Here is a 21460-nt window from a genome sequence, read left to right on the forward strand (position 1 = left end):
CATCCGCGTTGGCGGTCGTGAGCATATTTGCCGGATTTCTCGCACTTTTTGAGATAATGTGTGTCAGATGACCGATCCAGCGGCGGACGTTGCGGTTTCAGGAATTAATTAATCGTTCGAAACGTAACGCCTAAGGACACCCCGCCGTCGCCGCGTCCATCTGCTCCCCGTAGTTCTGCCACCTAAGCCCCTGCGCCGCCACCTGAGAGGTTTTCGCGCGCGGGGCAAGGCTTTGCCACTCCGCATCCGAAAACACGTCTGACAGGCGCTGTGGTCGCTCTGGGCGATCCGCCGTGCACTTGGCGACGATGGGCACTTTGGCAACGCTCACCTTTTCCTTGACGACAGGACCGCCGCACCCGCTAAAAGCTAGCGCGAAACAAATCGTCGAGAGTTTTTTCCACACGGCGTAGCTCCTCTGCATCTGACAGGCGTTCGGTGGACTTGTTGGCAGACAACTTATTGGCGAGCTGGTCGCGCTGTCTCACCAGTTTGGCAATGCGCGCTTGCTGGCTTTCCGCAACCTTGCGCATCCGGGCGGTTTCGGCCTCCATCGCTTCGACGGCTGCGGTCTGCGCATCAGATGTGCGTTTCCACTGGTCCCGCGCATCACCGACAGCGCGCACCTGCTTTCCGGCGTCGATCCATTTCAGCCGGGGATTGTCCGCGACTTCCCGGATCACGAGCAGCACTTGAGCCGTCTCTTGCTGTAGCTTGGCGAGATCGTCCTTCACGTCTGCCAGCGTGCCCCGCGTGATGAGCAGGGCAATGCCCAAGCCGATGATGGGAAAGGCGAACCAGAAGCGTGCGGCAAGTTCCGCCACGTCCAGCAATGGATTCGGAAGTCTCATATCGCCCCCAGCATCATAAGCCCTGCAACAAAGGCCGCGCAGACCAGAAGATAGATGATCGCGACCGCGTGAAACTCGGTCATCGCGGCCTCCGGTATGTCGTGTCAGGATGCTCCAACGCGAAGGCTTCGCTCACAAAGCGGCCTGTGATGCTGCTCCGGTAAATCCAACGCTTCTTGCGGAAGATCGCTTTCAGCTTCTCAAGCATGGTTGTTCTCCTACCGACACTGACGAAAATCGACGTTGCCGAGGCGCGTGCGCGTCCAGCCGACCATGAAGGCTTCCGAATTGGCGTTGGTGCCAGCAAGGCGCATGTATTCGCCCGCCGCCTTGGCATCCATCAGCTTGACCACCAGTTCGCAAGCTAAGGCGTCTCCCCGCCGTTTCCGGAGCGCATCGAAAGCCGCAAGTGTGGCGGGACCGATCTTGCAATCCACCACCACGTCCGGATAATCTCTTTGCCGATCGTTCAGATGGTTGAGGGTCTGCTGTAACCAGCAGCTTGGGCGGTACGGGCCGAAGTTCACGCCGCTGTCTATGGTTTCCTCGGCAACCCATCGGTCACGCTCCACCAGTGGCAGAAAGCCCGGCTTTTCGATATAGCGACTGGCGTAGATCGCGGCGGCTTTCTCTTTCGTGAGGTCGCGCATCGGGCCGGTGTAGCCGCTTTCGACAGCCACTTTCTTTGTGACCCCATGATGAGTTTCCCCACCTGGATCTAGCGGATTATTGACGTAGCCGCCCTCGACAGCGAAGATTGCCCCCAGAATGGATGTGAGCGCCGTAGCGGCAGCGCCTACAAGGCGGGCCTTACTCATCGCGGCGGCCCTTTGGCCCGTACTTCCAGCGATCATAAAAGCGCCAGATGAACCAGATGCAGGCGAGTATGGACGAAAGCAGCGCCGCCCATTCTGTCGCTGTTGTCGGCCACGCCATCGCCGCAACGCCAAGGGCGACAAGATCGCCGCCCTTCTTGATCTTTTCTGGATCGTCAATCACCCCGCAACTCCTACTTACAAACCCATGTGACCAAGGCCGAGGCCCATGCTGCCGCGATAGACGGTGCTTCCACCGCCCCCCCCGCCCCCGCTGACGATCGGCGCGAAGAACGTCTGCGTATTCGTGACCAATGCCGGAGCCAGCGCGTAGGTGGCTGTCACCGCAGGCGCGTGGAAGGTCTGGCTATTGGTGAACAGCGAAGGGGTTAGGTCCTGGGCGGCCACCAAGTCAGTGGCGGCCAGGTTGTCCCAGTGGTAGCCGGTCGCATCGCCCGGAGTGCCGCCCGAATTGCGGAAGCCAACCTTGCCCGCTGGAGTGATGTTGTTGGCCGTAGTCGAGCACTTCAGAACGCCGTCGACGTACAGCCGCTTGGTGCCGTCGCGGACCTCCGCCTTCAGATGGTAGGACGTGCCAGCCGACAGCGTATCGCCCGACGAATTGTTGTTCGTGAACGAGCCGCTGACCGTGTGGCCTATCGTCCAGCCGGTGCCGTTCAGCCATCCGAAAACGACGTAGTTGGTGCTGTCCTGAATCCGCGCGGCAATGAACGCGCTTTGCACAATAGTGGTGTGGACATAGAAATCAGCTTCGATGTCGTATTCCGCAGCGGCAGGCGTCCATTCGTTCTGGACAACGACCGTGGAGGTGTTCGCCCTGATACGGTTGCTGGCGATAACGAAATTGCCGGTGAGCGCGGTCCATGCTTGGCCGCTGTCGGCGTTCCGGGCCGTCACCAGCGTTCCATCGGTCGCCGTGAATGTGTCGCTAAGTGCCATGCTGCCTCCTGTCACCGGCACGTCAAGCGCGGCAGGGTCGGTGAGATCGGTTGGTGTGGTTGCGGTGAAGGTCCAGCTTCCGGTTCCCGTACCGGCGTCGGTCGCTGTGACCTGTCCAGAGCTTTCACCCGCTGGAATGGTGATCTGGTAGGTGCCGGAATTACCAGAAGCGCCGCCTTCGGTGAGGGTAATGACGAGATCAACGCCACGAACAGCCGACACATCGTCTTCGTCCAGCAGGTTCGCGGTGATGATGACCGAGCCGTCCGCCTCTACCGAAGCAACGGAAGCCGAGAGCGTGTATTTCGTGGCGTATGGGAGCGCGAGGTTCCACCCGCCGTCCGGATAAAGTGCGGTCGAATAGCTGTTGTCGGAGAGCTTCGCGGGACCGGTTGGATCGGGCGAAAGGGCAGCTTTCAGAGCGGCAATGATCGCGTCGGTATCGGCGCTTGTGTAGTCTATCGTCGAAAGCGCCGCGTAATCCTGAAACACCAGCGATGGATCATAGGCCGCCTGGAGGCCCCCGCCTCCCATGCTGTAGCGATACCATTCGAGGATGCCGTCTCCCAGCGTGACCCCGGTAAGGGTTCCGCCGACACTGTTGCCCACCCATACACGTTCGATCCGTGCCTATCCGCTTAAGGCATACACCCACTAGATATGGTATGGTGGGTCCATTGGCCTGAGTAGAGTTCGGCAAAGGTCGGCGCCTCGATATCACTGGCGATCCCGAGGAGGGATCGGAAGGCGTTGAACGGGTAGAAGCGGCGATTGAAGCGGAAAGTGAACTCGTTGAGGTAGGCTTGCAGATGCTTGGTGCTGACGCCGTGGTGGATGCCGTTGAGCCACGCTTTGAGGTTTGAGAACACCAGATGGACGATGGGCAGGAACTCTTCGGACACCTCCGGGTCGCCACACTGGGCGATGGCGTGATGGTCGTAACCGCCGCCCTGCAACCCGCTATAGCCGCTCCAATCATCGGTGATGACCAGCGTTCCCGGCTCGACCGCGCTCTGTACAAAGCCACCAAGGGCACCGGCACTGCGGTCTGCACCGATGGCCAATCGAACCCTTCCGGCATAGCGTCCGTTCCGGCGGCGGTCCTGGCCAGTGCCAGGCTCCCGGTGACGAACTTCGACGGCGGCGACCACCAGCGTTTTGTGGTGGGTTCCCCGGCCTTCGCCGCGCGTTCGCCCGCCGATCCAGGTCTCATCGACCTCGACATGCTGACCGCTCTGCCCGCCGATCCGATCCTGATCGGGGCGCACCATCGCGGCGCGCAGTTTATGGAGCAGGCCAAAGGCCGTCTCGTACCGGGTCAGGCCAAGCTGGCGCTGCAACTGGACGGCAGATATGCCGGTCGTCTGACTCGCAACCAGGTAAGCGGCCCAGAACCACACGCTGAGCGGGATGTGGCTTCGTTCCATGGCCGTGCCGACCATCAGGCCGGTCTGACGGCGACACGAGCGGCACATCAGGATGACAGGCCGAGTGGTGAAACGAAACGGATCGCCGACGACGCCACAGCGTGGGCACGCAAATCCATCAGGCCAGCGAGCTTTTTCAAGCCAGGACGCGCAAGCGCCATCATCCGGGAAAAGCCGCTGGAACTCGGGGAGGGATTTCGGGAACGGCAGCTTGTCGCGGTCAAGAACGTCCACAATCCCCACCCTTTACAACCGCTTTGGGTGGCACCAAGCCGCAGGAAAAGTCAGGCGCGCGCCACAAGGCAGCCACTAGATGTAGTGGGTGTATGCGTCAAGCGGATAGGCACGGTTCGATCGTCACCGCAGTATGGGTATTGACGAACCGGACCCAAGGCTCTCCGCCGTCAGCGCCGGGTTCAGTCCAACTGTCTCCCCAAGCGTTCGCCGTAAGGCTCATACCGGGAGCGACGGTCTGGTTGATCGAGGTGAGGCAGGCGACTTCCAGATTATTGCCGCGATTGATCATCGGCGAATAACCTTCGTTGGCCATCACCGAGACGATGTTCTTCATCACGCCGGGGCCTTGGACCGACGTTCCCGATTGGGTGGTGCAGCTTGCCGTGCCATCGGCATGGACCAGCCATATGCGCTGCATATCCGGCGCGACCGCGATGTTGTCTGAGAACTGAATGAAGTCGACGTGATCTTGATCCGGGAACACGCCATTCGACGTGTCCCGCATCGGGGACATGAAGATGAAATCGTGAAGCGTGAAGCTATCAGAACTGGTCTGAGCGCCGTTCGAGGTGAAATAGCGCGCCTTGCCGCCGTAGACCTTCAACGTGTTCGGCGCTGCGCCGAAGGCGTTTGCAACCCACGTCATGTCCGCGTTGCGGACGGTGAACTCGCCTTCAAGCGTGAAGTAGATGTAAATCCCGTTCGCGGTGTTCTCCACCTCCCCGGCAGGCCCGCGAATGATCGGATCGTTGATCTCGACCATTGTCGTAACATCGGTGCCGTTGAAGTCGTTGCGGATGAAATAGTGCCCGCTCGACCCTGAAGCCCTGTCAGTGATCGTGTACAGATTGTTGTACTTGACGTAGCTGCTATCCCGGTGCCGCACATAATAGATCGGTGCCGGGTAGTCGTTATCCTCGTTCGTGATGATATGGTAATTGGTGTTCGAAGCGGTCGTGTTGTGAAGACTGACCAGCAGGCTTGTGACCTCGAAACCAGTAGCAGCGCGGGCAACCTCAGCCGTCTTGCCACAAAGCGTCGTAGAATTCGACGCCCCTCTCGCCGCCGTCCAGTCGGACTGTGCCGATATGGTGTAGGTATCCGCCCTGATATTGATCGTCAGGACGCAGGTGCCCGAAGTCCCGTCGCCATTCGTCGCGGTGACATTGAAGACATAAGGCCCGCCATTGAGATCGGCCGTATCGCCCGTTGACGTAGGCGTTGGAAACGTCCCATCCGTCGGTGTCGTCCAGTGCCCCGAAGTCCCCGATGTAAGCGTGATGCTCCATGAAGTCGGAGTGGAAGATCCCACCGCAAGCAGCATGAACCCGAGATCGACAAGCCCACCGTCCCCGGCAATGGTCAGCGCACCGCGATATGCAGTGTGGCTGGATACGAGGACGGGCGCGGCCACCGTGGGTTACCTAAAGCTGCACGATGCCGGATGCATTCCAGGTGATCGTCACGTCCCCGCCGTTTGGCGTGAGCGGTAGACCTGTCACTCCGGTATCGATGTACGCAACAAGCCGGGACGTGCCCGCAACTCCAGTGTCGATGTAGATCACCAGAGCTTCGACGGTATTTCCGCTCAGGGCCGTAAAGGTGACGTTATCGCCGTCCAGAAGGCCGTTCGTGACCGTGGTGTTGGCAATGGTCTGAGGCGTCCCGACAACCCCGGAGAGATCATCGTAAAAGTCGTGCGCCGAACTGTAGGTATATGTCCCGGTGTCGATCAGCGCGACCTTTACCGTGCCGTCGTTGACATCGACGTTCGACGAAGCATCAAGCAGCGCCTGCTTGTAGAGGGGATAGACCGCGTTAGCCATGAGAGAGTCCTTTCAGGCGGAGAAAGGGGAGCGACATCTACAGGCTCCCGATGAGGGGGTCACGCGCCGTAGACCACGACGGTCACGACGTTATCGGTCGCGGCATCGTTTCTGATCGCGCGGACAGTGGTGGTGTTCGTGACCTGAACCTCGCCTTCCCCGTCGCGCCACGTTCCAATCGCGGCTACGTGGTCGGTGGAAGTGGCCATGGCGGACGAAGCCGATATGGAAATGTCGCCAGCGCCGTTGCGGAAAATGGTCGCGCCGGGGTCGTTGCTGGCAAGGATCGTTCCCGAGCCGGACGTATCAACAACGATGACAAGGCGTGGCGATGTAAAGCCGCCCCGGTATTCAAGGGCCGACACCAGCTTGTCGGAACCGGAACCCCCAGCGACGACGTTGTTGTAGAACGCAACAGAGCCATCGGTCGGCAAGTTCACGCTTGTGGTGGCGGTGTCGTAAATGCAGAAGGACGAACCCGTTTTGGCAATCGTGCTGTTCTTGATTTCGACGCCAGCCGTCACCGATGAACTGTATCCGATCACCGCGTAGCAGGTGTTGTTGACGAAGTTGCAGCTCTCGAAAACGACCGGCGTCGTTGCGGTCTGGAGCAGGATGACAACCCCGCCTGCGGAGGTGGAAACCGTATTGCCTTCGAACCAGCAATTGACGAAGCGCAACTGCTGGATATTGTCGGTCTTGACCGCAATACCGCCCTGTTCCCAGTCGCAGCTATCGAACAGCCAGTTATCGCCCGCACTGAGATCAACGGCAGCGATTGTGTCCGTGCCGGTAAAGAACAGGCAGCACTCAACCCGGTTGAGGTTGGTGTAATTGGTGCTGACGGCGTGGGACCGAAGCCCGACCATCGTGTTATTGTCGGTGCCCGTCCCATAATAGCCGAACGAGCAATTCCTGAGCCGGGAGAAAATCAGGTCCGCGTTGATCCCGTAGGCCAGTTCATAATGGAAATGGCAGGACTCGATCTGCGGACGGATCAGGTAATCGTGCAGCGTCCCGGCCGTACTCGCCACTGCAATGCCGGTGCAATCATCGCCTGCGAAAGAAAGGTTCTTGATCTGGCAATCGAAGTTGTTGATGGGGTATTCAAGGATGGCCCCGGAGTGATTGCCCTTGAGGATGACGCCATTCTCGCTCTCACCGATCAGGACAGATTTGACCTGCGGGATAAGCTTGGCGCTCACCAGATAGGTGCCGTTGGGGAGGTAGACCGTCTTGTGTGCGTCAAGAGCCGCCTGGAGAACGGTTGTCACGTCCTCAAGAGCGGTCCCGGCCTCAACGTCCGCAATTTGCGCGGAAGTCAGGAAATCGAACGCGCTTGTGCCATCACGAAGCTTCGACTGGATCGAGCGTGAGACAGCACCAGTGCCGGACTGGAGGAACTGGAGCTTTGCCGTGATGGCTTGCAGGTCCGAAGTGTCGTCGCTTATCTCATCGGCAGTTACAAACGCGACTTGGCTCAACCATGTGGCTGGCTCGAAAGTCAGCGCAGTCGTCCCAATGACGATCGGATCAGCAGTTGTCAGTTGATAGAGGACGCTATCCGTCCCACCCAGGAACACTGAAACCAACGTTCCCTGAACAGCGTCGCGCGTCCCGTCGAAGTCCTTTGCGCGCGCCCATGTGCCCGTGCCCACAACCCAAATGCCATTATCGACATTGTTGGTCTGCGCGGTCGCGAGCACCCGGTCCCCAGCGACCACAGCTACGCCGTTGACGGTCTGCTCACCCGTCAGAGTGATGTTCGCGATGGCGACCGCTTGGCAGGGAGCCTTGATGGCAACTGACGTGGTCAGCCCCTCAAGGCGATCGGTATAGGTTGCTGGCATGAACGCGCCCCATTTTCGGGTTTCAATTCATCGTCGCGCGTTCGTTTGGCGGGTGTTCCCGCTCTCCTTTCCCTATAGCAGACAGTGCTGCGATACGGAAGGATTTAACATAATACTGACGCGCTTTTGCGTGGCCTGAAATCGCGCTATGCAGAGGCGATCAGGAGGGAATGATGTTCAGATTGTTGGCAGTAGTTGGTTTGCTATCGACCCCGGCATCGGCGGAGCGGCTTGATCTTATTTGCCTCGGCAACGGTTCCAAGGCGGTCTCATCTTCGTCGTCTTCATCGTCGAGCTACGGAGAAAGCGCCAGCTCATCGACAACGCGGACCCAGTTCAATGACCAGGTTAATGTTCAGATAATCGATGGCAGCGGATTGATCCGCATCCCGCGCCCGATGCTGCCGCAAATATACTCTGGAAGCTCTGATGGTTGGTGGGAGATACGGAATCTCGCGATCTCAACTGACGAAATCACTGGGAATGTATCGTTTAACTTCATGAACAAGCCGCGCGTTCGGATAGACCGAACAACCGGCCACATCTCAATCAATGGAACTGCTCACTTCTCCGGGGTGTGCGAAGCATACGACCCTGAAACAGCACCAAAGAAGTTCTAACGGTCTATCAGCCGTGTGACCCACGGCTCCACGCAAACCTGAACGCCCTTCAAGGCCATAACCGACACGAATGTCACAGCAAAAAGGCCCGCCGCGTCGTCCGCTGCGATCCCTTCATCGAAGGCTTGGGCAGCAACTCCTATAAAGCCTAGCCCGGCAGCGGTCGCTATGGTCTGCCCCCACCCTCTGGCAAGGGCGATGATGCTGTAGATCAGTGCAAGGCCGAGCAAAATCCCCGGAAGCGCCAGAACCACAATAAACCCCCAAGCGAAATTTCCGCCCAGATACCATGCGGTGGCGAATATCAGGGCCACGATGGCCAACCAGAACTGAACGCGGCTCAATCCGGCATTTCCTCTAGCGCGGTTTCCATGTCAGGCGCACGATCAGGCCCAACCTCTCCCGGCCGCCACCAGTATTCCTGCCCAGTCTCGCGAGCATATTTCTCCACACGGCTGAACGCCTCGTAATATTCTGGGTCTACCATCGCCTGCATCTGGTCAAGCATTGTACGCTCAAATGCAAGCCGCGCATACCACAGAGAGCCGCCCGGTGTGTACCGCTTGGCAAACTTCACCATATCGCGGCCAAGCCGCATGTCCTTGCCCTGATAGGTCTCCCATGCATTGCCGGCCGTCAAAGTAATCGCATCGCCGACAGCGCCAACCACAGGCCCGGCCATCGTTCCGCTAAGGCCACCGCCGAAGCGATTTTCCGTTGACGTGATGAAGTCCCCGAAAATGCCAAATCCGCCACCCTGCAACAACGCAGCACCCCAGAACTTCTGGTCATTCATGGGGCGTGGGTCACGGCCCTTGGCGATTTCCTTCAACTGCAAGGCCAGCGCCCCCATTAGGGTTGTTGTGATCGCCAGTCCGGCGGCATACTGCAACCGGCTAAATCCTTGCTGCTCCATCGTGCGGCGGCCGTGAGTTAGCAACATCGACACCCCGAACGACTTGAACAACAAGGCTGAGCGCGCAATCTCACCCATCCATGTGCCGGGCCGCTCAACGTTCATAACTGAGCGCGCCCGCACAGTAGCAGATGGTACGGCGAAATCCGTCTCGGTCAGAACCATTTCCAACAGCCGGTCACCAAGGCGCTGGTCTGCCACATCCTCCGGACGAAGGAACGACGCGCCACCATGCTTATATTGCTCGGTGGTCCGGATCACATCCCAATCTTCCGGGCTAATCCCGTAGCGCTGCAACGCACGACGGAACGCCGGGTCCAGCGCGTCCATGTTCTTCCCCGACTGGTCCGCAATGTGACCGAGGAACTCCATGCCAAACGCCCATCTGCCGGCCTGTGTCCACGCCGAAAGCCCGGATGCGCGCAGAATGCCATCGGCGAGACGCGAGGCAAGTTCAGGTCCGACGCTCTCCCCGATATAGCGGTTCTGCGAAGCCGCCATTTTCGACGCTTCCTCAGCGATAAGCCCCAGCCTGATCGCAACTTTCTGATCCGCCGTCATGGTCGGGCGAAGCAATTTCAGATAGCCGGTGATCGCTCCTGCCACCGGAAGCCCATTGAATCTGCGCGTTACGGCCTGGAATGCGGTATCGGTAGTCGCTGAAATCGCCGCCGATCCGAGCATGGCCGACGTGAGAACAGAGCGGATACCCGAAAAACGTCGCGCCATCTTCTGGCTTACAGGGGTTTGCGCTGCTCCCGAAACGGTGTCGAACATTGCTTGCAACTGACGAACAGACGAACTGGCGGCGTCTATATTATCTCCAGCCCCGAGAGCGGCATCCTTCTGAATAACGTCCTGAAGCCAGCGAACGGTAGCCTTGGGGCTTGGACCAAGTATCTCCATCATGGCAATGTCCCGGCTCATTCCCGAGATGTGGCCCATCATGGAATCAAATGGCGTCGCCGACCCAAACGATTCCTGATACGAAAGCCAGCTATCGGCATCCTTGAACACCAAGAAGCGTTCATCCGCCCGCTTGTTTGCGAGCTTCTTCCCGCCGACTGTCCCCGGCGCCCGATCCGCCCACCCCTCGGTTCGGATGGTTTCATAGACGTGGGTGAGCGCCTCTCTCAAGCCTTCGGCGGTGAAGGGCCTGCCTGTGATGTCGTCGATCATCCGTTCCGGATCGAGTCTGGGCAGGATGAAATCATACCATGACTGGAAGCCCGCCCTCCGAACCTTAAAGCTGTCATGGCTTTGGGGCATACCCCAGCCCTCAAGCTTGCCAATCGCGCCGCCAGCGGCATTGAACCGCGTGCGGAGCATCTCCGCCGTCTGACGCCAGGCGTCCGCAAGTTCCTTCGCCGCTAGATTGCCGGTGTCAGCTCCAAACAACTCCCGCACAATATCCGTCAGTCCGGCGGGGTCTCTAACCCTTCCGATCAATGTCCTGCGGTGCTTGGCAAGAACGCCTTCCATCATGGCATGGGCGCGACCGACAACAGCCTTCCTGCGGCCTTCCACATTGGAATACTGCGCGCGGCTGTCCTGGTCGATCATGGCGAGCGCGGCGGTGCCAACAGGGCCGTCAAAGCTTTTGATGTTCTCCAACGCCTGCTGCTGGGCAGAAATCTGGAGCAGCGCCTGTCGCTTGCGCGTCAATGCCTCCGCCTCAAGTCTGGTCAGAGTTTCCTCGCTCGCCTTGGCGGCGGCAGCGGCAGCCCCCATCTGGCGCGCATACTCACGCTCAAGGGAGTCGTATAGTTCCTCCATCTGCGCGGCTTGTTCCGGGGTGACTTCGCCCCGCTCAAGCATTTGCGGGATACAGACCTTGAGGCTCACAGGCAGCGCCTCGCCGCATCAATAGCGGCTTGCTCCGCCTCCGCCTCTCGAAGTACATCGTCCAACGTTTTCAAAGGCCCCTCCTCCCCGATCTGAAAGGCAAGGTTGCCGTCCCTGTCCGTAAACCCCAGCAGGTCGTGCTCAACGCTATCGGTCTGCGCACGCGCCTCCGGGGATGACACTTCGCTATAGCCAGACAGCGACTTTACTTCAGCATCGATGTTCGCGACTTCAGTCGTGTCGCGCTGAGTGATCGTTTGATCGGCCTTGGCTTCCGGCGCGCTTTCCGTTATTATCGGCTCGCCCTCGCGGACAGGGGAGCCTTCCTGTCCTACCTTGGCACCAAGTCCGTCGTCCGGTGCCAGCGGGGGCGTCATCTTTTCCAGCCTAGCCCCGGCCCTCTTGCCTTTCTCATAGGCGGTCAGGAGCCAAGTCTTTTGCTGGTTGTCCCAATCCAGACGAACAGCCGCCTCATGGGTTGGGCTTTCCAGCCGGATACGATTTGCGCTTTCGCTCTGTACGGTCATCCCGGCGATAATCTCGGGGAGATTTTCAACGACTTCCGGGTGGAACTTTGTCAGCTTTGCAAGGCCAAAGCCGTCGCTCTTGTTCGTCCCGGCTTCACCCCACACAAGATCGATCGGGCCGATTTCAGGATGCGAAAGCGCGGCAGGAACCTCGCCAATCTGATCCGTCTTCAGACGCTCTACCGCCGCAGTCCAGTTACCGGCCAAGTCGCTGTGGACTGGTCCGAAAGCAGACTCCTGCACCACTGGGATGCTGACGGGTTCTCCAGCGGATTCCGGAGTGACCGAAAACCCATCTGCGGTTTTGATGATGTCCGCTCGAATGGCCGGCTCCGCGTCGATACGGGCCTCCAGCGCCTCAAGCCTGTTTTCCCACCCCTTGGTGTATTTGGCATATTCCGGCTTGGCAGAAAGACGGGCGTATTCCTTACGACGGAGTTCAATCAAGCCTTCGACCGAACGCCCCGCCCTCTCCCATAGAATCTTGGCCTTGCCGACGCCGTGGTTGACCGCCGTGTCAAACAGCACCGTAGCCGACCGACCGTCGAGACGATCCAGACCAAGAGGCTGCCAATAGCGGTTCTTGTAGATTTGCAGCGCCTCGGCGCGCGTCAGGTTCTCAACGTCAACATCGGGGTTGGCATTCTTGGAAATGCCGTACCGAGTGACGCCGCCACTATCCACCACGCGGGTTTCGCCGCCCTCCAAATCGTCAATGACAAAGCTGGCGATGTCATCAAAATCAGGTGCGGCGGACGGGGTTTTGAAGTCCGGAACCGGGCGGTCCATTTCCAAAGCATTGATCGCAGTGGTCAGTCTCGCGCCATGCGCCGCATCTCCGGCAGGGGTCTGAACGAATGGGCTGGCTTCCTTGATGTCCAGCTCGCGCGTGACAACCTGCACCGCCGCCTTTTCGTCTGGCGTCAATCGGTCGGGGCCTATTGCTTCAACAAGACCGTCAACCGCTGCCCTGCCTTGCTTCGGTCTGGACAGGGCGATCGTCAGTCCCGCCTCGCCAGCACCCAGGAGGCCACCGAACGCCGCCGCAACCCCCATGTCCACAGCCACATCGCCTGCCCCGCGATCCTGCCCTCGCTCTTTCGCGTCTATCTGGGTCAAGGGTTCCAGCGCCAGCGTGACCCCGGCATTGATCGCCGCCTCACGCGCCGCAGTGCCAAGAATTTTTCCGGTTAACGTCGCGGCCTTAGTGACCCCACCCCCTATAGGCACATAGGACAATGGATCTGTCGAAGCCGTTCCCAGCGCGCCCAGCCAGTATGCGGCCTTGCCGCCGATGGTCGAACGCTCATAGACTGCCCCCGCCTCCTGTTCGTCCTTGTTGCGGCGGGCGTATGCGGTTTCCATCAAGGTCGTCTGGTCGTTGACGCCGGAAAACTCCGGCAGGAACCTTGGGTCATCCTGCCGCGCTTGCGCCACAAGCCCCCAGAACTGCCGATCGGCGTCCAGTGCCGCCTTGTGCTGCGGAAGAAGCTTTCCCCCGGTCCTGCTAAGTCTACCTGCTTCACGGGCGAGATAATGATCATATTGCGGGGCCTTCAGCCCCTTCGCCTTCAAGGCTGCATCGAAAGCGCCAAGCACGTCGCCTTCATAGCGGGCTTGATGCAGCCCCCAATCCGTACCGGCGTTACCCGCCTTCCATCCCGCCTTCAGGCTTTCCGTGCCGAACCCCACATCGGGCGGCGGCGAAGCCGGGGAAAACGGCACGTCAACGGGATCGAACGCCTCAAAGATACCCATTAGCGCAGTTTCCGCACATCGAGACGGAACGGCTGCCCATCTTCGCGGGCGATGAACCCGCGCCCATCAAACAGGCGATAGACGCCATCACCTTCCGCAACCAGGTCCATCTGCTTCAGTCTGGAGAGCGGGACAGGTGCACCGTTGCTCCACACCGGCTTGCCGCCTCCGGCAAGCGCAAACTTCGTTTCGTCGGCGCGGGCAATGGCCGTGTCCATCTCTGTCTGAGAGACGCCCGTGGGAAGGATGATCATCTCCCCCTTCCAACTGCCAAGTCCGCCGCGCATCGTTCCTGCTGAATCCTTGTAGCCACCCAATGCCGCGCTGATTGCTTGCGGCCAATCCTGCCCCTGCCAGCGCGCAGCGCCAATGCGCGAAAGCCTTGTCGCGTAGATGTTCTTCGCCGCGTCCAGAACGCCTGCCCGCATGTCAGGAGGCAACAGGCGCATCGCGGGAGTAGCGATTTCACCAGCAATGCGATCAGCCTCCTGCTTGTCCCAAAGGCCGGGGTTTGCCTTCAGAGCATCCTCGCCGATGATGATGTCCCGGGAGACATTCTTCGCAGCGCCCGTGCTTGGTAGAGTGGAAAGACCGGCTGCTATCCGGAACGCTCCGTCATCCGGGGCTATCTGTCGGGCAGCGGCAACGGCCCCCGTTGGCCCAAAGGCTTTGACCTGTTCAAGAACCTCCAGCTTGCCAGCCGCGCCACGATCCAGTTCAACCTTGAGTCCATCGGCTTCTTCGTCTGTGAGCGGCCGCACAGGCGCTCCGGTGCGTTTGGATACGGTTCTTGCAAGCCTCAGCCGCTCTCCAAGTGTCCTTGGGTCATCCCAGTTAAGCGGTGGGATTTCCACTCCCCATGCCCCGGCCGCCCATGACAGGGGGTCATCGTTCAACGCCGTCTGCGCGTTGTTCTTGAGCGTGATCAAATGGTCGCGGGCCACGATGTCAGAGAGTTCGGCGCTTCCACCCGACTGCGTGATCTTCGCGGACAGGGCGTTGATGTCGTCCTGTAGTTCGGATGGGGTGGAGGCCTTGTATTCCGTGGAGAGTTTGGTCTTCAGGCCGCTTACCCGAAGGCGGTAGGCGAGCGCGTCCTTGCTGTTTGCCTCGGCGACCTTGATCGCCCTGTCAATCTGGTCCTGCGGTACTGGCACCCCGTCCGATGTCAGGCGGGCGATTTCCTCGGCTTCGTCGATCTCTTCCTGGGCAATCAGCTTTTGCTCGGCGCGGCGGGCGCGCTCCTCCGCGCGAAGGCGCGTTGCGGCCTGATCGCGCAATACCTCACGTTGGTCGCGCGGAATGAAGTCGGTCCACGTCCCGGTCTTGTCGGTTTCCAACGAGCGGGTGAGCGTCTCGACCTGCTTGGCGTCCGGAAGCAGGGTCAACCGCCCCTTGGCATAGCTTTCAACGAACTGTTGGCGCTGGGAGACTTCTTCCTGCACCGAGATGTAACCGGCTTCCCGTGCTGCCGTGATGGCCTGGGTAGTGCTTTCCAGAAGCGCCGTCGCATCCGCTTCATTGGGTGACGCAAGCGCCGCCTCGCGGTTCGTCTGCATCGTCTCGGCAAGGCCCGCCCTGCCTGCGTCCTTTTTTTTGGTAAAGACATGGCTCTTGATCGTCGCCATGCCACGGGCTGCGTCGGTTTTTATGTCCTGCTCGTAGAGCGCCCGCGCTCTTGGGCTGCGGATCATCTGTGCGGTCGTTTGCCCGATCTTGTTCAGGCGCTCGGTGTACCGCTTTTCAAGCGTCTCGTGGTCCTGATCCTGCTCGACCTCGGAATCCAGAGCGATCTTTTCCGTCAGATACTGCGATCGGGCACGGGCCGCCTGAAGCTGGTCCTCCGCCTCCTGCATCTCAAACCCGGTATTGGCGACCGTCTGCCCCACATCGGACAGGGCATCGCCCACGGCCCCGGCATTGCGGACGGACACAACCCCACGCCGCGACTGCGGGACGGGACGTGCGCCGAGATCATCGACTGTAGGAAGTCTAGGCATCAAGCAAACGCTTTCGAAGCACCGGAGAGAATTGTAGAACCGGCTTTGAACAACCCGGCCCGCTTCACATTCTTCGCCTCTTTCCGCCGCGCTTGGGCTTCCGCCTCATATTGCCGGGCCTGTGTTTCGCCCTCGTACATCGCAGACAATGCCCGGTATTCCCCCTCGCCCTCGAGATCGGCCATCATGTTCACAACGGTAGGGTCAGACGCCCCGCCACCAGATGCAGCGGCCACCGCAAGCCCACGGGAAGACGCAAGCCTTGCCTGCCTGCGCTCCTCTCTGGCCGCCCTTTGCGATGACGCGCGGGTATCCCCGGCCTGATCGTCAAGCTGTCCAGCCTGGCGCTTCAGATCCTTCGCCTGTGCCCGTGAACTGAGGATCGTTCCCCCGGCGTCCAGAAGTGTGCCGCCGATTGCCGCCGCGCCTGCCAGTTGCGCCATCAGGCACCCCCATGTTCATAAACGGCGTCGCCATCGATTTCGCCGATATATTCAAAGCCGAGCCGCTCCAGCAATTTAGGCGCTGTCGGTTCGTTCGGATCAGCCACCGCACGAACAGGAACCCGGCTCTTGTTCACCACGGCTTCCACCTTCTTGATCAGTCTCAGAACGGCGGGCTTTTTCAGATGCGGCCGCAGTTCTTCTTCAAAGGCGGAGAACAGGCAGGCGATCGGGCGGTAAAGAGCTATTCCGATGATGCCCTTCGCTTCCCCGCCCAGTTCAACCACCCATGCGCGAAAGCTCGCCGTGTGTTCCGGGTACATCGCTTTTACGTCCGCCGCAGTGGCAGGGCGCGTTGTGATCATTCGCTATGCGCCGCCATGCCGACGACACATGCCAACAGGGTCACAGGCTTGGGAGCCGTCGCCTTCAGGCACAAGCGGCTGTCAGTATCCCACGAACCCGCGAAGCTGAACATTTCCTCATCATAGGCCGCACGCACGGCGGTCTGATCAACGTCGTCATAATCTTCGGTCAGCGGCAGATCGTCGAGATTGTCGAAGTCGGGGCCGTATTGCAGTCCCTGGGGGTGAATGTTCTTCGCGATGATGCCCAGCTTGTGGATGCGCTTCTTCATGGTCAGGGCCGAACCCGCATCAACAGCATAGGCCATTTTCGTCGATTTGAACGTCGCCTCATAGGGAAGCCCCGCAACCCATGACGTGAAGGTTTCGCCGATCGCCCCACTGGATACCGTGAAGGCCCCCTGATATTCGCCATCGGCCCAGACAACGACTTCCTCGCCCTCCAGATGATCCAGCCCGGTCACGGAACCAGAGCCGGTCAGGAAGCTATCGGCCTGCTTGTTCAGGGTTCCCCCAGCGCATTCGCTCTCCAGCGCCCATTTCTCGTGATAGCGCACCGTGGAACCGTTGATCGTCCGCTTCACCGTGTAATAGACCTGATCCTCTACCGTGCCCGGCAGGATGCAGATGTCCTCCACATCACCATCGGTTTCAAACGGCACCCAGCAATTGATTTCCTCGCCCTTGTCGAGAAGCTGGATCACCACCGACCCATCGGAACGAACATAATGCACCCGCGTCTCAGGCTGGCGCTGGACGGCAATGCGGATGATCGAAGGCTCCCCGGCTTCCGGGATATGCTTGGTCAGTTCCGTCGCCGCATAGTCATAGGTACTGGCGTCATAGCTCGATTCAAACACCCGGACGGACGAACGCTGAAGGAATACGCACGATGTATCGACCTTCACCGCATTGACCGAAGCGGCCGTACCCTGATCGGTGATTTCCTTCAGGTTGAAGTTCGAAGGCGTCAGCGGTTCATCAAGCGATGTTGAGCGCACCGACCACACCGAACCCTCTGCCCCCAGAAGCAATCTCTGGGCGGGAATGATCCAGTTGATATTATCCACAGGCCCGCGCCCGATCGACCGATTGAGCGGCCCTGAATCGCCTTCCGTCTCATCGTCGTAATTATCATAACTGTCGGAAACGGACCCCCATATCCGGTCGCGCCCAGCCCACCACATGCGGCCTTCATAGATCGCAACGGAAGTGGGATAACCTCGCCTTGCGGACCAATAGCTTTCGGACCAGTCAGTCGCGGCGGATGTTTTCCCGAAGGAATCCAGAACGGCGGCGCTGACTGTGGTGGAATTGGTGTATCCAGTGACGCGAGCGATGCCCGTCTGCGAGCCATTGGTATAGGAAAGCGTCGCTTCAGCCGTGCCGGATGTGTAGTTCCCGGACTTGATGCCGATCCGGTAATAGATGATCTGGTTGTCCAGCGTGTCATCATAGGCAACGGAGCCATTGGTCACATACGAACCAGAAGCACTATCAACCCACGTTGCATCGTCCGTCGAGTATTGCAGGGTGATGGTCGCGGACCATGTACCGGTGAGGGTTACGATGAAGCTGCGCGCGGCCCCTACCCCGATCACCCGGATAGAGGATGAATATTGATCAGCCCCGGTGAGGGATGCCGACTGGCTTTGTCCGCTCTGCGTCAGGCGATAGAGCGTGCCGACATTGCCCGATGTGAACAGAGCGGCCGATGCAGTAAGCGTTATATCCCCGGAAACAGCAGACGGGGTGATGGTAACAGGCCCGGTGTTCTGGATCATGAAAGGGCCGTTGTCGCTCTGATAGACGACAACAGACCAGCTATCGGATGCCCGGCGCTCGATGCGCCTTTGCTGATACCCGTCACAGGCAACGAACACCACATCGCCCGATTGGTCCCACCTGATCTTGTTGAGGTCGGCGGTCGCCCAGGGGGCTGTCAGTTCCATCACGCCCGAGGAGGCGACAGCCACGCTATCCACGAGCGAGGCGGCCTGCTTGAAGTTCTGAAAGTCGATGTAGAAATCGCCGGACGGGGTGAATGCCAGCGAATGAGAGCCGGTCATGAGCGTGGTTTGTGAGATATACTCATCACCACCAGCCGTGGAACCGACGCGGAGAATGACAGGCCCACGCGCGATCACGATGTTGAGCGCATGGCGAACGCCTGTACTGGACACGGTGACTTGCTGCCTTCGGCGCGCAGAGGCCGTCCCGGATCCGATAAGGGACATATAGCCACCCGTCGCCCAGGCGGATGTTGCGGAACCTCCATCAACATCGGTCCAGCCCGTCAGGTCGCTGGTGAACGTCCCGTTGCTGACCGTCGTGGTCACTGAAGGCCGGGTTACAAGCGCGTCATCCACCCAGACCCGCATCAGTGAGTTCGTTATCTCGATCCGCGCCGTGTCATCGGTGGAGAACACGAAGGGGATCGTGATCGACTGGTTGTTGCTTTTCGTCGCCCCGGTATATTCAAGGCCCGGCCGGAGCATCATCGAACCCAACGCACGAGGCATCCAGTTCGTCTGTTCTTCTGCAGACCATGCCGTACGCTTGAAGTCCGTACGGGCAAGCGCCAGCGGGGAGATAAGGCCCCGGTTGAACGCAAGCAGTTCGACGTTCTGCCTGCCCATCAGTTGCCGCTCCAGAGCGAACGGCGATGGGAGAAGCGCCCCGACCTGGACCCGGCCCATGATCCAACCGGCATGAATGCGGTCGGCTTGTTCATCGCATCGAGCGAGCGGGCGGACTTGAGCGCCGTCGAAAACTTCTTCTCAACGCTTTGCAGCTTGGTTTCGCTCTGCGTCAGGTTCTCGCAAATCTCCGCAGCGAGATAGGCTTCCACAACCTTGGTGAAGCTTTCCGGCCACAGCGAGAGATCAGCGCCATAGTCCGCGCCGTTGGAGACATAGCGGACATAGATCGTGTCGAGATCCGCGTACCAGTATTGCCGCTCATCGGCATATTCCAGCAGCGGTTGCTTGAAATACTCATCGGAGCAGATCGCCGACAGCTTCACCATGTCGGCCGGCTGATCGAACGCCCTGCGATAGCCGAATGAGGGTTCAACCGATGGCGAATAGTCCACCATCGCCGTCCGCATGGCAAAGGTCCATTGGCCGAGCTGGAGGCAATGCTTCACCGCACCTTCGGTCGCGCCATTGTCCCACACCGCGTCGAGCAGCCGGCGCGGCTCCCTGTTCTCAGACAGGGACGCGAGCTTTCTTTCCCCCAACAGCCTTAGCGCGGCGTTATAGAGGGAAAGCTGAGTAGGCATCAGGCCGTGACCGTCCGCTCATAGTCGCGCGCGAACGTCTCCGCATCGACCTTGGTGGCGAAACTGTCCTTCAGGATTTCCCCATCGCTCTTGCGGATGACAGCGTGTTTGCGGTGGGGGCCTTTCCACTGAACCTGCACAAGCGAAGCGTCGTCGTCCGCTGCCGGTGTTTCCAGATCGACCTTGCGAAGGAGCATGACCTTGGCGAAACCAACGCCGGTCTTCAGCACAAGCAGTTCGGCGAAATAGGAACCATCCTCAGACAGCACCTCGATCACATCCATCTGGCGCATTCTGCCCGCCACATGACACCAGAATTCGGGCCGCTGGAGGTCTTCTACCGTGGTTCCGTCATCAACCACCGCAGCATAGCGCGTGCGATAGTGTTCGGCCGCTTGCAGCTTGGCCGGGCTTAGTTTGTGCGTCGCCATGTTTTCTCCGTTTCTTCACAAGCAAAAGGGCGAGCCCGAAGACCCGCCCTCAAAAAGCGGGGCCGCCGAAGCAGCCCCAGTTACGCGACGATACTTGGACCAGATTAGGCGACAGCGCCGAAGCCGGTCGTTGCATTGCCGTCAGCATCAATCGCGCTGACGAAATGGAAGGAGCCCTTGGGGGTCGTGGTGTCGATCACCAGAACGATGTCGCCAACCTTCATCCCAAGGGCTTCGCCGTTGGTGAAATAGTCAGTGCCGTTCACCGTGGCGTCATCATCGGCCGAGCGATAAAGCCAGACCGATCCCGCGCCACCAACCTGTTCGGCAATGAGCGTCGGGGAGTTCGAAGCTACGTAAGCCATCTCTAAGCCTCCTTATTCAGCAGCGAAGGCAGAGCCATCGTGGTTCATCACGACAACACCGCTGTTCTGGAGAAGCACACCGCCCATATCGATCGAGGCCCGCGCCCAGGAATAGGCCTGCTCCTCGTCATAACCGACAGGGGTCTGCATGCCGTCCTTGTTGGCCGCATGGCCAATCGCCGACTTGTGGAACATGAAGCACTTCTCAGCGCTCGTGCCCACGCCCGGCAGGTTCGGGTGCGTGACCCAGTTGATGTTCATCCAGCGATAGAAGCCGGGAGCATCAGCCCAGTTCGGGTTTGCGCCGTCCAAGGGCTTTTTGGTCACATAGTCCGCGCTTCCGAACTCCTTGGTCATCTGGAGATAGCCGAGGAATGCAGGAGTGATGAGGGCGGTGATGCCACCATCGAACGGGACGCCGTTGTTGCCGAGGATCGCCTGCGAACGAACGACCATCTGCAACGAAGCAGTGGCGGCCGCGCCGGTGTCCTGCGTGCCGGTGTTCAGAAGCGTGATGATGTCGCTGTCAATCTTGCGATTGATGACGGCCATCGTGGTCTTCTGCATGATCTCGCGCTGGTTGCCCTGCGACGCGAACACGTTGAAGTTCGTCTTGCGAACCAGGTCATGCCATTCGGAAAGAGTGGCAGTGCTCTGGGTCAGATCGTCGGCACGCGCCGGGATCAGACCATTGACGCCGCGCGTAACCGCAGACGCGCCGCCGCTACCGGCAACGAGGAACGTCGCCTGATTGCCTTTGATAACGGCTTCAGTGGTGACGAAATCACGAACCAGCGACTGGTGCTGTTCGAAAGTGGCGATCGCCTCCTGGCGATACTGAATCTGAAAGGCAGTGTCTGCCATTGCAGCCTCCTATGAAAACATTGGGTTTCCACAGGGCCATTCCGGGATAGGTCGCTGACCGGGCCTTTCGGGTACGG

21 protein-coding genes are annotated in these 21460 nt (G+C 59.8%); 1 reads left to right on the plus strand and 20 read right to left on the minus strand.

Going from position 1 to position 21460, the window contains the following annotated elements; translation table 11 throughout:
• Positions 1-362: 362 nt before the first annotated feature.
• The 9 genes from BSL82_RS09455 to BSL82_RS09490 form a co-directional block, all read right to left on the minus strand.
• Positions 363-824: a hypothetical protein gene (locus BSL82_RS09455; protein WP_158010786.1), complete on the minus strand. Its 462-nt coding sequence runs from the start codon at positions 822-824 to the stop codon at positions 363-365.
• A 106-nt stretch (positions 825-930) separates the two neighbouring features.
• Entirely contained in the window at positions 931-1059 is a 129-nt protein-coding gene (locus BSL82_RS21545) for a hypothetical protein (RefSeq protein WP_257786766.1), read from the minus strand.
• A 10-nt stretch (positions 1060-1069) separates the two neighbouring features.
• On the minus strand, positions 1070-1669 hold the full coding sequence (locus BSL82_RS09460; RefSeq protein ID WP_072597113.1) for a glycoside hydrolase family 108 protein: 600 nt from the start codon (positions 1667-1669) through the stop codon (positions 1070-1072).
• On the minus strand, positions 1662-1850 hold the full coding sequence (locus BSL82_RS09465) for a hypothetical protein (RefSeq protein WP_072597114.1): 189 nt from the start codon (positions 1848-1850) through the stop codon (positions 1662-1664). Before BSL82_RS09465 ends, BSL82_RS09460 begins: the two co-directional genes overlap by 8 nt.
• Positions 1851-1864: 14 nt before the next feature.
• Positions 1865-3235, minus strand: coding sequence for a LamG-like jellyroll fold domain-containing protein (locus BSL82_RS09470; protein ID WP_072597115.1), 1371 nt, complete (start codon positions 3233-3235; stop codon positions 1865-1867).
• Between the two features lie 29 nt (positions 3236-3264).
• On the minus strand, positions 3265-4287 hold the full coding sequence (locus BSL82_RS09475; RefSeq protein WP_048575010.1) for an IS1595 family transposase: 1023 nt from the start codon (positions 4285-4287) through the stop codon (positions 3265-3267).
• 97 nt (positions 4288-4384) lie between these two features.
• Positions 4385-5704, minus strand: a complete 1320-nt coding sequence (locus BSL82_RS09480; protein WP_072597116.1) for a hypothetical protein — start codon at positions 5702-5704, stop codon at positions 4385-4387.
• 10 nt (positions 5705-5714) lie between these two features.
• Positions 5715-6116 carry a hypothetical protein gene (locus BSL82_RS09485; RefSeq protein WP_072595557.1) on the minus strand — a complete coding sequence of 134 codons (402 nt, stop codon included), beginning with the start codon at positions 6114-6116 and terminating at the stop codon, positions 5715-5717.
• 59 nt (positions 6117-6175) lie between these two features.
• Positions 6176-7966: a glycosyl hydrolase family 28-related protein gene (locus BSL82_RS09490; RefSeq protein ID WP_072597117.1), complete on the minus strand. Its 1791-nt coding sequence runs from the start codon at positions 7964-7966 to the stop codon at positions 6176-6178.
• Between the two features lie 173 nt (positions 7967-8139).
• Between BSL82_RS09490 and BSL82_RS20455 the strand changes: the two genes are divergently transcribed.
• Complete coding sequence (locus tag BSL82_RS20455; RefSeq protein ID WP_158010788.1) at positions 8140-8586, plus strand: hypothetical protein; 447 nt, start codon at positions 8140-8142, stop codon at positions 8584-8586.
• On the opposite strand, the gene BSL82_RS09495 is transcribed toward BSL82_RS20455, so the two are convergent.
• The 11 genes from BSL82_RS09495 to BSL82_RS09545 form a co-directional block, all read right to left on the minus strand.
• Positions 8583-8930 carry a hypothetical protein gene (locus BSL82_RS09495; RefSeq protein ID WP_072597118.1) on the minus strand — a complete coding sequence of 116 codons (348 nt, stop codon included), beginning with the start codon at positions 8928-8930 and terminating at the stop codon, positions 8583-8585. The genes BSL82_RS20455 and BSL82_RS09495 overlap by 4 nt on opposite strands.
• Entirely contained in the window at positions 8927-11347 is a 2421-nt protein-coding gene (locus tag BSL82_RS09500) for a hypothetical protein (protein WP_072597119.1), read from the minus strand. Before BSL82_RS09500 ends, BSL82_RS09495 begins: the two co-directional genes overlap by 4 nt.
• Positions 11344-13239 carry a glycosyl hydrolase 108 family protein gene (locus tag BSL82_RS09505; RefSeq protein WP_226998415.1) on the minus strand — a complete coding sequence of 632 codons (1896 nt, stop codon included), beginning with the start codon at positions 13237-13239 and terminating at the stop codon, positions 11344-11346. Before BSL82_RS09505 ends, BSL82_RS09500 begins: the two co-directional genes overlap by 4 nt.
• Positions 13240-13631: 392 nt before the next feature.
• Positions 13632-15632 (minus strand): hypothetical protein, encoded by a 2001-nt coding sequence (locus tag BSL82_RS09510; RefSeq protein ID WP_158010789.1) that lies wholly within the window; start codon positions 15630-15632, stop codon positions 13632-13634.
• Positions 15632-16075 (minus strand): hypothetical protein, encoded by a 444-nt coding sequence (locus BSL82_RS09515; RefSeq protein ID WP_072597123.1) that lies wholly within the window; start codon positions 16073-16075, stop codon positions 15632-15634. The genes BSL82_RS09510 and BSL82_RS09515 overlap by 1 nt, the downstream gene beginning before the upstream one ends.
• Positions 16075-16440, minus strand: a complete 366-nt coding sequence (locus BSL82_RS09520; protein ID WP_072597125.1) for a hypothetical protein — start codon at positions 16438-16440, stop codon at positions 16075-16077. Before BSL82_RS09520 ends, BSL82_RS09515 begins: the two co-directional genes overlap by 1 nt.
• Positions 16437-19139, minus strand: a complete 2703-nt coding sequence (locus tag BSL82_RS09525) for a phage tail protein (RefSeq protein WP_226998416.1) — start codon at positions 19137-19139, stop codon at positions 16437-16439. Before BSL82_RS09525 ends, BSL82_RS09520 begins: the two co-directional genes overlap by 4 nt.
• Positions 19079-19723 (minus strand): phage connector family protein, encoded by a 645-nt coding sequence (locus BSL82_RS09530; RefSeq protein WP_072597128.1) that lies wholly within the window; start codon positions 19721-19723, stop codon positions 19079-19081. Before BSL82_RS09530 ends, BSL82_RS09525 begins: the two co-directional genes overlap by 61 nt.
• Complete coding sequence (locus BSL82_RS09535; protein WP_072597130.1) at positions 19723-20154, minus strand: hypothetical protein; 432 nt, start codon at positions 20152-20154, stop codon at positions 19723-19725. The genes BSL82_RS09530 and BSL82_RS09535 overlap by 1 nt, the downstream gene beginning before the upstream one ends.
• A 104-nt stretch (positions 20155-20258) precedes the next feature.
• The gene (locus BSL82_RS09540; protein WP_072597132.1) at positions 20259-20519 is read right to left on the minus strand and encodes a hypothetical protein; all 261 of its coding nucleotides are present in this window, start codon (positions 20517-20519) and stop codon (positions 20259-20261) included.
• Between the two features lie 12 nt (positions 20520-20531).
• Complete coding sequence (locus BSL82_RS09545; RefSeq protein ID WP_072597134.1) at positions 20532-21383, minus strand: phage capsid protein; 852 nt, start codon at positions 21381-21383, stop codon at positions 20532-20534.
• Positions 21384-21460 lie beyond the last annotated feature (77 nt).

The sequence above is a fragment of the Tardibacter chloracetimidivorans genome (assembly GCF_001890385.1).
In the GTDB taxonomy this organism is placed as follows: Bacteria; Pseudomonadota; Alphaproteobacteria; order Sphingomonadales; family Sphingomonadaceae; genus Tardibacter; species Tardibacter chloracetimidivorans.